The 13,516-nt window shown below is 68.5% G+C and carries 10 protein-coding genes; 4 read left to right on the forward strand and 6 right to left on the reverse strand.

Annotated features, from left to right (window positions below):
- Window positions 1-23: 23 nt before the first annotated feature.
- On the reverse strand, window positions 24-1,283 hold the full coding sequence (gene galE, locus JN22_RS08565) for a UDP-glucose 4-epimerase GalE (protein WP_317852922.1): 1,260 nt from the start codon (window positions 1,281-1,283) through the stop codon (window positions 24-26).
- Here galE and JN22_RS08570 point away from each other — a divergent pair.
- Window positions 1,276-2,760 (forward strand): bifunctional class I SAM-dependent methyltransferase/glycosyltransferase family 2 protein, encoded by a 1,485-nt coding sequence (locus JN22_RS08570; RefSeq protein ID WP_085553558.1) that lies wholly within the window; start codon window positions 1,276-1,278, stop codon window positions 2,758-2,760. The genes galE and JN22_RS08570 overlap by 8 nt on opposite strands.
- 10 nt (window positions 2,761-2,770) lie before the next feature.
- On the opposite strand, the gene JN22_RS08575 is transcribed toward JN22_RS08570, so the two are convergent.
- The 4 genes from JN22_RS08575 to JN22_RS08590 all read right to left on the reverse strand — a co-directional run bounded on the left by JN22_RS08575 (window position 2,771) and on the right by JN22_RS08590 (window position 7,570).
- Window positions 2,771-3,973: a calcium-binding protein gene (locus JN22_RS08575; RefSeq protein WP_085553559.1), complete on the reverse strand. Its 1,203-nt coding sequence runs from the start codon at window positions 3,971-3,973 to the stop codon at window positions 2,771-2,773.
- Between the two features lie 60 nt (window positions 3,974-4,033).
- Window positions 4,034-5,224 (reverse strand): glycosyltransferase family protein, encoded by a 1,191-nt coding sequence (locus tag JN22_RS08580; RefSeq protein ID WP_143268230.1) that lies wholly within the window; start codon window positions 5,222-5,224, stop codon window positions 4,034-4,036.
- A 95-nt stretch (window positions 5,225-5,319) separates the two neighbouring features.
- Complete coding sequence (locus tag JN22_RS08585) at window positions 5,320-6,591, reverse strand: glycosyltransferase family 4 protein (RefSeq protein ID WP_085553561.1); 1,272 nt, start codon at window positions 6,589-6,591, stop codon at window positions 5,320-5,322.
- A gap of 121 nt (window positions 6,592-6,712) precedes the next feature.
- A complete protein-coding gene (locus tag JN22_RS08590; RefSeq protein ID WP_143268231.1) occupies window positions 6,713-7,570 on the reverse strand; it encodes a hypothetical protein in 858 nt (285 codons plus the stop codon).
- Window positions 7,571-7,736: 166 nt separating this feature from the next.
- On the opposite strand from JN22_RS08590, the gene JN22_RS08595 reads away from it, so the two are divergent.
- Window positions 7,737-8,345, forward strand: a complete 609-nt coding sequence (locus JN22_RS08595) for an NUDIX domain-containing protein (protein WP_179166092.1) — start codon at window positions 7,737-7,739, stop codon at window positions 8,343-8,345.
- Between the two features lie 11 nt (window positions 8,346-8,356).
- Here JN22_RS08595 and JN22_RS08600 read toward each other — a convergent pair whose 3' ends face one another.
- Window positions 8,357-9,487 carry an FkbM family methyltransferase gene (locus JN22_RS08600; protein WP_085553564.1) on the reverse strand — a complete coding sequence of 377 codons (1,131 nt, stop codon included), beginning with the start codon at window positions 9,485-9,487 and terminating at the stop codon, window positions 8,357-8,359.
- A gap of 246 nt (window positions 9,488-9,733) precedes the next feature.
- On the opposite strand from JN22_RS08600, the gene JN22_RS08605 reads away from it, so the two are divergent.
- Window positions 9,734-11,950: a type I secretion system permease/ATPase gene (locus JN22_RS08605; protein WP_085553565.1), complete on the forward strand. Its 2,217-nt coding sequence runs from the start codon at window positions 9,734-9,736 to the stop codon at window positions 11,948-11,950.
- Window positions 11,951-11,967: 17 nt separating this feature from the next.
- A complete protein-coding gene (locus JN22_RS08610; protein ID WP_085553566.1) occupies window positions 11,968-13,413 on the forward strand; it encodes an HlyD family type I secretion periplasmic adaptor subunit in 1,446 nt (481 codons plus the stop codon).
- Window positions 13,414-13,516 lie beyond the last annotated feature (103 nt).

The raw sequence follows: 13,516 nt of genomic DNA on the forward strand, positions 1-13,516 counted from the left end.
CGAGCGCGCGCCACCAGCCGGCCTCACTGTCCGGCCAGCCGCCGTTCCCAGGCAAGGGCCGTGGACACGATGGTTTCCAGATCATCGAAGCGCGGCGTCCAGTCCAGCGTGGCGCGGATTCGTTCGACCCCCGCGACCAGCGCCGGCGGATCGCCCGGCCGCCTTGCGGCGATCCGCATCGGCAGCGGCTTGCCCGTGACCGCCTCGACCATCGCCAGCACCTCGCGCACCGAGCAGCCTTTGCCGTAACCGCAGTTCAGGATCTGGTTTGCTCCCCCTGTTTCCAGATGGGCGAGCGCCGCCACATGGGCGGTGGCGAGATCGCTGACATGGATGTAGTCGCGCACGCAGGTCCCGTCCGCCGTCGGATAATTGTCACCAAACACCGCGATCTCGGACCGTTGGCCGGTCACGGTCTGGGCGGCGATCTTGATCAGGTGGGTGGCCACCTTGGAAATTTGCCCGGAGCGCCCCTGCGGATCGGCTCCCGCCACATTGAAATAACGCAGCGCGACGTAGCGCAGCCCATGGGCCGCCGCAGCATCCCGCAGCATCCATTCCGTCATCAGCTTGGAAGCACCGTAAGGGTTGATCGGCGCGGTCGCGGTCTCCTCGTCGATGGGCAGGCGGTCGGGCATGCCATAGACGGCGGCGGTGGAGGAGAAGATGAATCGCTCGACCCCCGCCTTGAGGCAGGCCACGATCAGGGCGTGGCTGTTGACCGTATTGTTCCGGTAATAGTCGAGCGGCCGTTCCACCGATTCCGGAACGACGATGCTGCCGGCGAAATGCATGACGGTGCCGATGCCATGGCAGCCCAGCGTGTCGGCGACCAAGCCGGCATCGCCGACACTGCCTTCAACAAAGGGGACTCCGGCGGGCACCATGCTGCGGCGGCCGGTCGACAGGTCGTCGAGCACCACCGGACGCCGTCCGGCATCGAGCAGGGCCAGCACGACGTGCGACCCGATGTACCCGGCGCCGCCCGTGACGAGCACCGTGTCTTTCGTGTTCACAGACTCCACCTTCGCCTCGCCCAGCCCTTGTTGCTTATCCTGGCAAAATAAGCGACGCGATGCAGCATGAGGCAGGCTTTTCCGGCCCGCCCAACTCAATTCCGGAATACCCCTCCCGTCGAGCCGGGAGGAAGCCGGGATGATCCTGCCCTGCCCGCCCGCCCGCCCCAGCTTGCGGGCATGACAGGCACCGTTCCGCTGGTTAGAGTGTGCGCCCGCTTCCGGCACCACGCCGGGCCGAGACCGTTTTGGAACCTGGATGACCATCGCCACGCTTGCCCCGGCGTCCGACGCCGACGTCGTTTCCCGGCCCCTGTCCGCGCGCCAAGCGGCGACCCGCGCGCTCTATGAGCGGCTGGCCCCGGACATGGATCGCTGGGAATTGCGCAACCGGGCGTTCCACGAGGCCGACCGCGCCTTCCTGCGCTTCCTGGTTCCGGTCGGCTCCAGCGTCCTGGAGGTCGGCTGCGGCAACGGCGGCGTGCTGGCGGCGCTGGAACCGGCGCGCGGGGTCGGCATCGACCTGTCTTCCACCCTGATCGCCCAGGCCCGCGAACGCCACCCGGCCCTGGAATTCCATGTCGGGAACGCCGAGGACGACGCCGACCTCGCGGCCATCGACGGCCATTTCGACATCATCCTGCTGTCGGACACCATCGGCCTGCTCGACGACTGCGAAGAGACGCTACGCCTGCTGCACCGCTTCGCCACGCCGCAGACCCGGATCGTCATCAGTTATCACAGCCGTGCCTGGGAACCCGCCCTGGACGTGGCCGAGCGGCTGGGGCTGAAGCGCCCGCAGGCCGAGGACAACTGGCTGTCCACCGCCGACACCATGAGCCTGCTGGAGCTTGCGGGCTGGGAGCCGATCAAGCGCGAATGGCGGCAACTCGTGCCGCGTTCGCTGTTCGGGCTGGGGACGGCAATCAACCGCTGGATCGCGCCGCTGCCGGGGATCCGGCGGCTGTGCCTGCGCAACTATGTGGTCGCGCGTCCGCAGCCCAGGATGGCCGAGCGGGAATCTCTGCCGTCCGTCACCGTTCTGGTGCCCTGCCGCAACGAGCGCGGCAACATCGAAAACGCCGTGCTGCGCCTGCCCCGCTTCGCCCCCGACATGGAGGTGATCTATTGCGAGGGGCACAGCCGCGACAACACCTACGAGGAGTGCCTGCGCGTCCAGGCCGCCCATCCGGACTGGGACATCAAGGTCATGCGCCAGCCCGGCAAGGGCAAGGGCGACGCGGTGCGCGCCGGCTTCGCCGCGGCGCGCGGCGACATCCTGATGATTCTCGACGCCGACCTGACCGTCCCGCCGGAGACGCTGGGGAAATTCTACCGGGCCATGGCCGACGGCCGCGGCGAATTCGTCAACGGCACCCGGCTGGTCTATCCGATGGAGGATCAGGCCATGCGATTCCTGAACTTCCTGGCCAACCGGGCCTTCGCCCGCATCTTCTCCTTCCTGCTGAACCAGCGCTTCACCGACACCCTGTGCGGGACGAAGGTTCTGTGGCGCCGCGACTACGAGAAGGTGGTGGCGAATCGCCGATACTTCGGCGACTTCGATCCCTTCGGTGATTTCGACCTGATCTTCGGCGCCGCCAAGCTCAACCTGAAGATCGTTGAGGTGCCGGTGCGCTACGCCGACCGCACCTACGGCACCACCCAGATCAGCCGCTTTCGCCACGGCGTCCTGCTGCTGCGCATGATCGTGTTTGCCTGGCGCAAGCTGAAGGCGTTTTGAGGGGCCGGCTCTACAGCACGAAATCCGGCAGCGAGAAGCTGTAGTTGGCGAGTTTCACCACGATCCGGAAATCGGAAGCCAGATCACCCCCCACGTTGCCCTCAATGTAGGTCTCGGTCCCAGTGGATGCATAGCGCAGTTGACCGGCGGCGGTGAAGGCGGCGGTGCCGATGAAGGTGAAGGCGTCATTCTCCGTCGTGGAAGAGACCGCGTCGATCTCCGACAGGTCGATGGCGTCGTATTCGCTGCCGGGGGTTGCGAAGGAAGCGTTCCCCTTGGCCGAGGCGGCGGCAACCGCCGCCCCGCCGAAATCCAGGATGATGTCGGGCGCGGCGAGGCTGCTTTCGCTGGGATCGGTGAACACAAACCAGTCGCGGCCGCTTCCGCCCTCCAGCAGGTCGGCGCCCATGCCGCCCATCAGGAAATCACCGCCGGCCCCGCCGCTCAGGGCGTCGTCGTTGGGCGGATCCTTGGGGTAGACCACCGGCTTGACGTAACGCGAAGCGTAGAAATCGCCGATCAGCACGTCGTTGCCGCTGCCACCGCTCAACAGGTCGGGGCCATACTCGCCGAACAGCCAGTCGTTGCCATCCCCGCCAACCAGGATGTCGGCGCCGTTGCCGGCGTTGATCCAATCGTTCCCGCCGCCGCCCGACAGATAGTCGTTCCCCGTCTGGCCGATCAAGTCGCCGTTGATTCCGTCATCGCCCGCCCCGCCGAACAGGGCGTCGTTGCCGGCATAGCCCTCCAGATGGTCGTCACCGGCCTGACCCAGCGCAATGTCGTTGCCGGGACCACCGAAGACCCAGTCGTTGCCGCCACCCGCCGCGATGCTGTCGTCGCCGAAGCCGGCGTTGAGATATTCCGCGACGTCGGTGCCCAGAAGATGGTCATTGCCGATGGTGGTCGCCGTCGGCGTGATGGTGAAGACCGGCTCGGTCAGTTCGATCAAAGCGGCCAGTGACCGGTTGACGCCGTCGGCCGCCTGGATCAGTTCGATGCCCTGCAACCGGTCGGTCCCCTCCGGTCCGGTGACGGTCACCATCCCGCTGCCCGGATCGAACCCGAAGCGGTAGGAGCCGATTGCCCCGGTTAGGACGAAGACGTCGATGCCGTCCTGGCCGTCGACGCTGTCGTCAGCGGCCAGCCCGGTCAGCGGGTCGAGCGTGCCGGCGAGCGTGTCGTTGCCCGTGGTCCCGGTGACGGTTGCCATGCGAAACACCCCCAGACCGCGTCGAACCAGACTGCCCAGCCGAACATGGCTTGGGCGATCCTAGACCAAGGCCCTCCCCCCCTCCAGTGTCTTGCTCCGGGCCCGTTCCGCCAGCCGGTGGGCCATCGCCTCGACCACCCCATCCCAATCGCCCGGTTCGGGCTGACGGAACAGGCGCATCGTCGGGTACCAGTCGGTGCGCGTGCTTTCCATTCCCCAACGCCATTCGGCGAAATGGGGCAAGGCCAGCCACGTCTCACCGCCAAGGGCCGCGGACAGATGGGCGACACCCATGTCGGGAGCGATGACGACGTCCATGCAACGGCATAGGCAGGACAGGTTCACCGCGTCGAACACCCCCATGTCGGTGAAGTTGTCCGGTAGAGCGCGGCCGAAGATCTCGGCCTTGTCGGCGTGGTTCTGTAGACCGAAGAAATGGGCGTCGCGCCGGGCGAACAACGGAAGGAGCCGCTCGAAGGGCAGTGTCCGGGCCCGGCGGGCCCCGCCGCCCCAGGACACCCCGACTGTAAGTTTCCTGCCTTCGTCGCCATACCCGTCGACCAGCGCCTGCCAATGCGTCAGCCGATGGGGCGGAGCCCGGAGATAGGCGCCCGTGGCCGTGACCTGCGGACGGCCGGCTCCCATCATCACCGGCAGCAGCATCATTTCACAGATCGCCGTGCAGGCCACCCCGGCCCCCGGCTCGACGAACTCGATGCCTTGCAGGAACGGTGATTGCCCGAACAGGGCCGTGGTGTTCAACGGCACTTGGACGATCAATCGGCCGACACGCTCGCGCACCGCGGGCAGGAACCTGGAATACTGGATGAAGTCACCCAGACCGTTGCTGTTGATGATGAGCAGGATGTCGGTGCGGCCGCCCCGCCACATCGTCGGCAAGGCGTCACGGAAGATGGGCTCCCAGCTTTCCCATGCCCAGGCCGACGCGTAGTCGCCCCGCGACAGGTGCGCGTACATCCGCTGCCCCAGCGCGTGCAGGGACGCCGGATCGTAGCGCACGGCGCATTCGGCCAGTTCCAGGACCTTGTCCCGCGGCCCCTGCTCCATCGCCACGCAGGACGCGTTGTGCAGCATGATGGCCACGGCCTCGCGGACCGGCGGATCGAGGGCATCTCCATGCCGATCGTGCAGCGCGCGGGCCTCCTCGATCAGCCCGGAGAAGTCGCGCGCCTCGTAACGCCCCTTGATCGCAAGAACACGACCCGCCTGAGTGCCGTCCTCAACCATCACCCACCCAGCCAATCTCCGCCGCCGGGCACAGCCCGCCTCGCCACGGACTTCGTCGCACGCCGCTCCTCCGCAGGCAATCGCCGAACCGAGACGCGTCAGCCGACCGCCGCCAAGCCGGGAACTTCGGCGGTGACGCCGGGCTTCCGGCCCGCGCGCAGATCCTCGATCAGCCGGAGCTGGGCGGGCAGGCAGATCCGCTCCAGATCGAAACGCTCCACCACCGTGCGACGCGCCGCCGAGCGCAAGGCCGCCACCCCGTCCGGATCGTCGCACGCGCGGTCGAGCGCCTCCACGACCCGGTCGGCCACCGACCTGGAATCGAAGAAATCGGCCAGAAGGCCGTTGCGGCCATCCTCGATGACCTCCTGGACTGGCTGGGTGGCGGAACCGATCACGAGGGCTCCGCAGGCCATCGCTTCCAGCAGGGACCAGGACAGCACGAAGGGGTAGGTCAGGTAGACATGGGCACGCGACAGCCGGACGATCTCCAGGAACCGGTCGTACGGCACCTTGCCGAGGAAATGGATGCGGTCGGGATCGGGGCTGACCTCGGCCAGCATCTTTTCCCGCCAGTTGGCGGCATCGGCGGGAGCTGTGCCGTAGCTGACCTCGTCACCCCCGACCACCAGGATCCGGGCGTTCGGACGGCGGCGCAGGATGTCCTCGGCGGCGCGCATGAAGGTGGGAAAGCCCCGGTAGGGCTCCAGGTTGCGGGCGACGTAGGTCACCACCTCGTCCCGCCGGGTCAGGACCCGGCCGTCGGGAAGGGTGACCACGACGTCCTCGTCGGGACGGCAGAGGTCGGTATCGACCCCATCATGGATGATCGAGATTTTGGAGCGGAAGGCCTCCGGATGCTGGCGGAACTGCCATTCGGTCGGGCTCATCCCCCAGTCCGCCGCCTCCAGGCTGGTCAGCAGGGCCGCGTTCTTGGCGCGGATGCGGCAGCGCGTGTCGAGCGTGACCGGCCGCTCCGGGTCGAAGCCGACGTCCGACCCGTCGGCCCGGTAGAAGAACTCGCAATAGGTCAGAAGCTTGGCGTCGGGGAAGACGTCCTTCAGGAACAGCGCCTCGCCCCAGCCGGGATGGGCGCAGATCACCTCGGGGCTGAAGCCCCGCTGCTGCAGCGCCAGTCCGGCCCGCACCGCCCCCTGCCCGTGCAGAACCTGCCCTTCGAAGAGATGGATGTAGGGATGGGTGGCGGTTCCCGGCTCCCGGTTCGGCTTGTAGGTGACGGTGGCAACGCGCGGCATCTCGCGCTGGACCTTGCCGATGAAGGCGATCTGGTTGGCTGGATCGGACGCCAGACGCCGGACCAGATGCTTGTACTGACCGGGAGTGTTCTGGTGGACGAAGAGTATCCGCATGGCGACCGGTCCGAACGATGGTGGTGCCGGCCACGATGCGTCACCGGATGGCGGGTTGTCGACCCCTCCGGCGGGGACATCCGGAAGGCAGGGGCAAACTCCCTCTTCGGCTGCCGTCCCGTCAGCCGCCGGTCGCCACGTCGAGGATCAGGCGATGCCGTCCTCCCGGCTGGTCGGGCGGCAAGGCGTACAGCGTCTTGATGCGGATCGCCTCGCCGGATTCGAGCAGAAGCCTGGTCCTGCCCCCGGCCGTCTCGACCCGATAGGACAGGGATTTGCCGAGCAGGCGTCCCTGACGGGACGGCTGCCAGCCGGCCGCCAGTTCGATTCCGGCGACGCGCGGTCCGCGCTGGGCCGCACGCTCGGCCCGCAAGGCGGCGGCGCTGTCCAGCACGACACGGACGAAACCCGCATGAGCCGCCGAGCGGATCGACAGGACTTGGGCAGCCGCCGGCCTGGTCACGGAAGCGCCCTGCGGCTCTGCCTTCGGAGCGGAGACCGGCTTCCGGCTCGGAAGCAGGGTCGGGATATCCTCTTCCGAAGAGAGGGCGGGCGGCAGAGGGACCGGCGCTTCGGAACGCGCCGCCATGACGGTTGCCGGTTCCGGAGTTGGAGAAGGCGGCGGAGATGCCGGAGCGGCAGGGGTAGGCACCGGAGATGCTTCCACCACCGGGAGCGGGTCCCCAGACGGCAGCCCGTCGGGCCGCCCGCCCGCCCGGCCATAGCGGACATAATGCTCGTAACCGCTGTGGTATTCACCGCGCCGGACCGCCTCCATCACATCGGGGTTGCGGGCGAAATACAGCGCTTCACGCCAGCCGGGGGGCGGCTGCTCGCGCAACGTCTCGGCGCTGTTGTCACGCAGCCAGGAGGACAGGAGCGCCGACGGCGACAGAGGAATGTCCATCCGATCGACCAGCACCGACAGCCACCAGGGAAGCAGCGCGAAGGCGGTCAGGAAGAGAATGCCCTTCAGCATCGGTTCGCCACGGATCCCCTGTTGCGTTGCGGCCGGCCGGACCGCCGACTTGGACGCCCTCTCCATAAACCATTTGGCGCCACCGCCGGAAGTGGACAGGGCAGGCTTGCTCCAGGATGTCATGCGGGGGATCCTCCGCCATCCTCTCCCGCGAAGGAACCGCCGAGTGCCACCCGATGCCCCGCCCCCGCCCTGCCCGCCAGCCGGCCCCCACCGCATCGTCGGGCGCCGGATCGCCGTCACGAACAGCCGTTTCGAGGTGATGCTCGATCATGTGGATGGACCGGCCGGCGGCGTTGCGGACTACCTGATGGTGCGCCCCAGGCAGCGCCACGCCGAGCTGGTCAGCGGCGTCTGCGTGCTGCCGATCATGGAGGGGCAGGTCGGGTTGATGCGGGTCCAGCGCCCCCATTTCAGCGAACCGCTGTGGGTCGCCCCTTCGGGTTTCATCGAGCCGGACGAGGCCACGGATGCCTCGGCCCTGCGCGAACTGGAGGAGGAGGCCGGGCTGACCTGCGACCCGGCGGATCTGCGGCCGCTCGGCCTGCTGCTGCTCGACCCCGGCGTGCTGGAGGCCCGGGTCGCCCTCTACGCAGCGGAACGGGCCCGGCCGCTGGCCCAGCCGGCCGCGCAGGCGGGCGAACTCGGCACCGGCGACCTCGTCCTGTTCGCGCCGGAGGAGGCCGAGGAGCTGGCCTTGACCTCCGCCTCGATGGACGGCGGCACCGTCGCCGCCTGCCTGCGCTGGTCGATCCTCCGGCGGCGTGGCGGCTGACCGGTCGGCCGTCAGGCAGTAGGCGGAACCCAGCCGGCGGGGGCGAAGAAGGTGTTGAAGTAGTGGCCGTGGTCGATGCGGTGGCGCTCCTCGTAGCCGCGCGCGGCGAACCAGGCGCGGACCGGCCGGTCGGTCACCGTGTCGGTCTCCATCATCACGAAGGGCCGGCTGGTTTGGATCAGCCCCTCGGCGCCGGCCAGGAAGCCCATCTCGCCGCCATCGGTGTCGACCTTCAGAAAATCGACCCGTTCCGCGACGAGGCTGGACAGCGCGCTCTGCGGGAGCCGCGTTCCGCCGATCTCGACCGGCTCGCCGTCCGGGTCGCCGATGAAGGCGTGGTGCAGATGGATGTCGGCGCCGCCGGCGTTGTTGGCGCGGGCGTTCTCCCGGATTTCCTCCAGACAGGACACGTCCGCCTCGAACAGGTGCAGCGTCCGGGGCGACAGGTTCTTCAGGAAGAAGGCCGAATGGTTGCCGAGGAGCACCCCCACCTCGGCGATCACCGGAGCCCGGCCGAGAACCGTCTTCAGGTAGCGGAGTTCCTCCATCTCGGTCAGCTGGCCGGCGCAGTGGGCGACGCTGCTTTCCATCGCCTGGGGGGTGTGGACGGCAAGGCCGAACTCGTAGGTGAGCCCATCCACCGGAAAGCTCAGTCGCCGGATTCCGCGCAGCAGGAAACCGGCAAGCCGACGCGACGCGTCGAGGGGAAGCGGCGGGGTGGCCGTCATCCCGGTGGAAAAGGCGAGATAGGCCTCCAGGAACTGCCGCTTGGTCAGCGCGATCATTCCGAGCAGATGCAGGGCCCCGGAATCCTCCGGGTTGGCGGCGACCAGCCGGCGGGCCGCGTCCAGGGCCTCGACCCGCTCCGCCGCCCTCTGATCGCGCACCCACAGGGCGGTGGCGAGGGCGCGGAGGACGTCCGTGTCCTGCGGCGCAACGGCGGCCACCGCCTCCAGCCCGGGGATGAGGGCGGGTTCGGAGTAATGCCCGTACTGGATGAGAAGCAGCCCGGCCACCCGGCAGAGCGCCAACGCGTCACGCCGGGCGACAGCCTCGACCAGAAGGGAGCGGGCACGCTCGCCATCGCCGGACGCGACGAGGTCGTGGATCCGCGCGGCAAACTCGCGAACGGTCTGGCTCATCCTGCTCTTCCGCCTGAGATCATCAACCGCCACCGTATAGAGCGCTTCGGCGGGACAATCCACCACACAGGCCTGCCCAAGACAGAGACCCATCCCGCCTCCACCCCAAGCGGCAGCGGTACCGGCTGAGCGGAGTACCCCGTCTCCCGAATGGCAATCCCAGCGTCCAGGCAAATACTTGGGGGTAGGGGATGCCGTATTTTCCCCGAACGATCGGACATCGGGACAGGATGGGAACGGGCGACGATGGAACACACAGCCGACGGAGCGACTCCCAGGGACGTGGCGGACGGACGGCTCAAGGAGACCTCGGGGAGCAGCCCGTCAGGCGCCCCATCAGGGGGACCGGTGCGCGATCCGGGCATCGCCGCCCTGGTCACCGCCCTGCGGATCCTGGGAATGCCGGCCGACCATGACACGATCCGCCATGCCTGCGGCGGCGCCAGCGTCGGCACGCGCGAGCTGATCCGGCAAGCCCGCCGGATGGGGGCGAAGGCCCGGCAAATCTCCACCAAGTGGGAAAGGCTCGAGCGCACCCCCCTGCCGGCCCTGGTGCCCTGCGCCGACGGCAACTGGCTGGTGCTGGTCAAGGCGGCCTCCGACCGCGTGCTGGTCTTCGAGCCGCTGAACGGCCAGACCCGCATCCTGGAGCGTGCGGCCTTCGAATCCCTCTGGGAGCGGACGCTGGTCTGCCTCGGCAAGGGCGGGGTGTTCAGCGGCTACGGCGTGCCGCGCTTCGACCTGTCCTGGTTCGGGGGGGCGGTGTGGAAATACCGCTCGATCCTGGGCGAGGTGCTGCTCGCCTCCTTCTTCCTCCAGCTGTTCGGGCTGGTCACCCCGCTGATGTTCCAGGTGGTGATCGACAAGGTGCTGGTGCACCACAGCCTGGGCACCCTCGACGTGCTGATGATCGGCATGCTGGTGGTCATCCTGTTCGAGGCGGTGCTGGGGGCGCTGCGCACCTACAGCTTCGCCCACACCGCCAACCGCGTCGACGTGGAGTTGGGCGCTCAACTGTTCCGCCGCCTGCTGGCCCTGCCGATGAACTATTTCGCGGCGCGCAAGGTCGGCGACAGCGTCACCCGCGTGCGCGAGCTGGAGAACATCCGCAGCTTCCTGACCAGCTCCACCATCACGCTGGTGCTGGACCTGCTGTTCACCGTCGTCTTCCTCGGCGTGATGCTGCTCTACAGCCCGGTCCTGACGGCGGTGGTGGCGGCCTCCTTCCCGCTCTACATCGTCATCAGCCTGATCGCGACGCCGCTGCTGCGCCGCCGGCTCGACGAGAAGTTCGCGCGCGGGGCGGAGAACAACAACCTGCTGGTCGAAGCGGTCTCCAGCATCGAGACGGTCAAGGCGATGGCGGTCGAGCCGCGCCTACAGCGCCGCTGGGAAGACCAGCTCGCCTCCTATGTCCGCGCCGGCTTCCGCGCCGCCAACCTCAACACCATCGCCAGCCAGTCGGTCCAGGTGGTGTCCAAGCTGACGACGCTGCTCGTGCTGTGGCTGGGGGCCAAGCTGGTCATCGACGGCGGCCTGTCGGTGGGCGAGCTGGTCGCCTTCAACATGTTCGCCGGGCGGGTGTCGCAACCGGTGCTGCGCATCGCCCAGCTCTGGCAGGATTTCCAGCAGACCCGCCTGTCGATGGCCCGCATCGGCGACATCCTGAACACCGCGCCCGAGCCGGTGCAGGTCGCTGGGCGCGGCGCGCTGCCCGCCATCAAGGGCGACATCACGCTCGACCACGTCACCTTCCGCTACCGCGCCGACGGGCCGGAGACGCTGAGCAACGTGTCGCTGCACATCCCGGCCGGCCAGATCGTCGGGGTGGTCGGCGCATCCGGGTCGGGCAAGAGCACCATCGCCAAGCTGCTGCAGCGCTTCCACATTCCGGAACGCGGGCGGATCCTGGTCGACGGCATCGACCTGTCGATGGCTGACGCGGTGTGGCTGCGCCGGCAGGTCGGGGTGGTTCTGCAGGACAACGTGCTGTTCACCGGCACCATCCGCGAGAACATCGCGCTCGCCGACCCGACCATGGACATGGAACGGGTGGTCCAAGCCGCCAAGCTGGCCGGCGCCCACGACTTCATCGCCGAACTGCCGGAGGCCTACGACACCATGGTGGGCGAACGCGGCGCCTCGCTGTCGGGCGGGCAGCGGCAGCGCGTCGCCATCGCCCGCGCGCTGGTCGGCAACCCGCGCATCCTGATCTTCGACGAGGCGACCAGCGCGCTCGACTATGAGTCGGAGCGGGTGATCCAGGCCAACATGCGCCAGATCTGCGCCGGGCGCACCGTGCTAATCATCGCCCACCGGTTGTCCACCGTGCGCATCGCCGACCGGATCGTCACCGTGGAGCGCGGCCGCATCGTCGAGGATGGCGCCCACGACGCGCTGATCCGCCAGGGGGGCCGCTACGCCGCCCTGTTCCGCGGCCAGCTCGGCCGGGAAGCCGGTTGAGGAGGGGGAGGACGATCATGAGCCAAGCCATCGCAACCCAGGAAGCCGGCCAGGGAACGGCCGCCTCCAAGGTCGTCGCCCTTCCCAAGGCGCCGGCGAAGCCCTCTCCCCGCCACCGCGAGGAGATCGAGTTCCTGCCGGCGGCGCTGGAGATCATGGAGCGCCCGCCCTCGCCCACCGTGCGGATCTTCTCCGGCACCATCATGCTGTTCACGGTGCTGGCGCTCGCCTGGTCGTGGTTCGGGCAGGTCGACGTCGTCGCGGTGGCCCAGGGGCGCATCGTGCCGAGCGGCCGGACCAAGACCATCCAGCCGATGGAGATCGGCGTCGTCCGCGCCATCCACGTCCAGGACGGCCAGACGGTGCGGGCCGGCGATCCGCTGATCGAGCTGGACCCCACCACCGTCACCGCCGACCGCAACCGCCTGGAGACCGAACTCCTGTCCGCCCGCACGGAGGTGGCACGGCTGCGCGCGGCCCTGACGCCGGACAGCGGCGCGCCGGGAAGCGATCCGTCCTCCGCCTTCGCCCCCCCGGCCGAGGCCCCGACCGCGCTCGTCCGCATGCACGCCCAGCTTCTCCTCAGCCAGCTTGCCGAACAGCGGGCCAAGCTCGCCGCCTTCGACCGCGAGCTGGCCCGCAAGGAGGCCGACCGCGCGGCGGTCAACCAGGCGATCACCAAGCTGACCATCACCATGCCGCTGATCCGCGAGCGCGCCGACGCGCTGCGCACCCTGTCGGCCCAGGGCACCACCTCGCGCTTCCAGTATCTGGCGCTCCAGCAGGATCTGGTGGAGCACGAGCAGGAGCTGCTGGTCCAGAAGACACGCCTCACCGAGTCCGAGGCCGCCATCGCCTCGGTCGGCGAGCAGCGCCGCCAGGCCGAGGCGGAGTTCGCACGCACGCTCTACACCCAGCTGGCCGAGGCCGAGCGCCGCGTGTCCGACACCGCCCAGGATCTGGCCAAGGCCGAGCAGCGCGTCGGGCTGCAACGTCTGACGGCGCCAGTGAACGGGACCGTGCAGCAGCTCGCCATCCACACGGTGGGCGGCGTGGTGACCCCGGCCCAGCCGCTGATGGTCATCGTGCCGGAGGACAGCCAGCTCGAGGTCCAGGCGTCGATCCTCAACAAGGACATCGGCTTCGTCCAGGTCGGGCAGCCGGCGGCGATCAAGGTCGACACCTTCAGCTTCACCAAATACGGCCTGATTCCCGGCCACGTCGCCTCGGTCTCGGGGGACGTGGTGCAGCAGAAGGAGGAGGATCCCGCCAAGCAGCAGGGGCCAGTCTACGCCGCGCGGGTGGCGCTGGAGAAGACCAGCCTGGACGTCGACGGCCGCAGCACCGCGCTCTCACCCGGCATGGCGGTGACGGTGGAGATCAAGACCTCGCAACGCCGGATCATCGATTACCTGCTCTCGCCCATCTCCCGGCGTAGCCAGGAGGCCTTCCACGAGCGATAAAATATTTCATAATTTCATGACATAAAATATGCGGGTCACGGGGTTTGGTTCCCGTGGCCCGCTTTGGTTTCCTGCGGCGGCCTCACCGACGCAGCGGGCGAGA

The sequence above is a fragment of the Azospirillum agricola genome (genome assembly GCF_020005195.1).
Taxonomy (GTDB): domain Bacteria; phylum Pseudomonadota; class Alphaproteobacteria; order Azospirillales; family Azospirillaceae; genus Azospirillum; species Azospirillum agricola.

Excerpts from the sequence above, each read along its gene's own strand:
- JN22_RS08575 (WP_085553559.1), bottom strand. The coding sequence starts at position 3,973 with ATGGCAACCGTCACCGGGACCACGGGCAACGACACGCTCGCCGGCACG.
- galE (WP_317852922.1), bottom strand. The coding sequence starts at position 1,283 with ATGGTCATCCAGGTTCCAAAACGGTCTCGGCCCGGCGTGGTGCCGGAA.
- JN22_RS08585 (WP_085553561.1), bottom strand. The coding sequence starts at position 6,591 with ATGCGGATACTCTTCGTCCACCAGAACACTCCCGGTCAGTACAAGCAT.
- JN22_RS08590 (WP_143268231.1), bottom strand. The coding sequence starts at position 7,570 with ATGCTGAAGGGCATTCTCTTCCTGACCGCCTTCGCGCTGCTTCCCTGG.
- JN22_RS08570 (WP_085553558.1), top strand. The coding sequence starts at position 1,276 with ATGACCATCGCCACGCTTGCCCCGGCGTCCGACGCCGACGTCGTTTCC.
- JN22_RS08605 (WP_085553565.1), top strand. The coding sequence starts at position 9,734 with ATGGAACACACAGCCGACGGAGCGACTCCCAGGGACGTGGCGGACGGA.
- JN22_RS08610 (WP_085553566.1), top strand. The coding sequence starts at position 11,968 with ATGAGCCAAGCCATCGCAACCCAGGAAGCCGGCCAGGGAACGGCCGCC.
- JN22_RS08600 (WP_085553564.1), bottom strand. The coding sequence starts at position 9,487 with ATGAGCCAGACCGTTCGCGAGTTTGCCGCGCGGATCCACGACCTCGTC.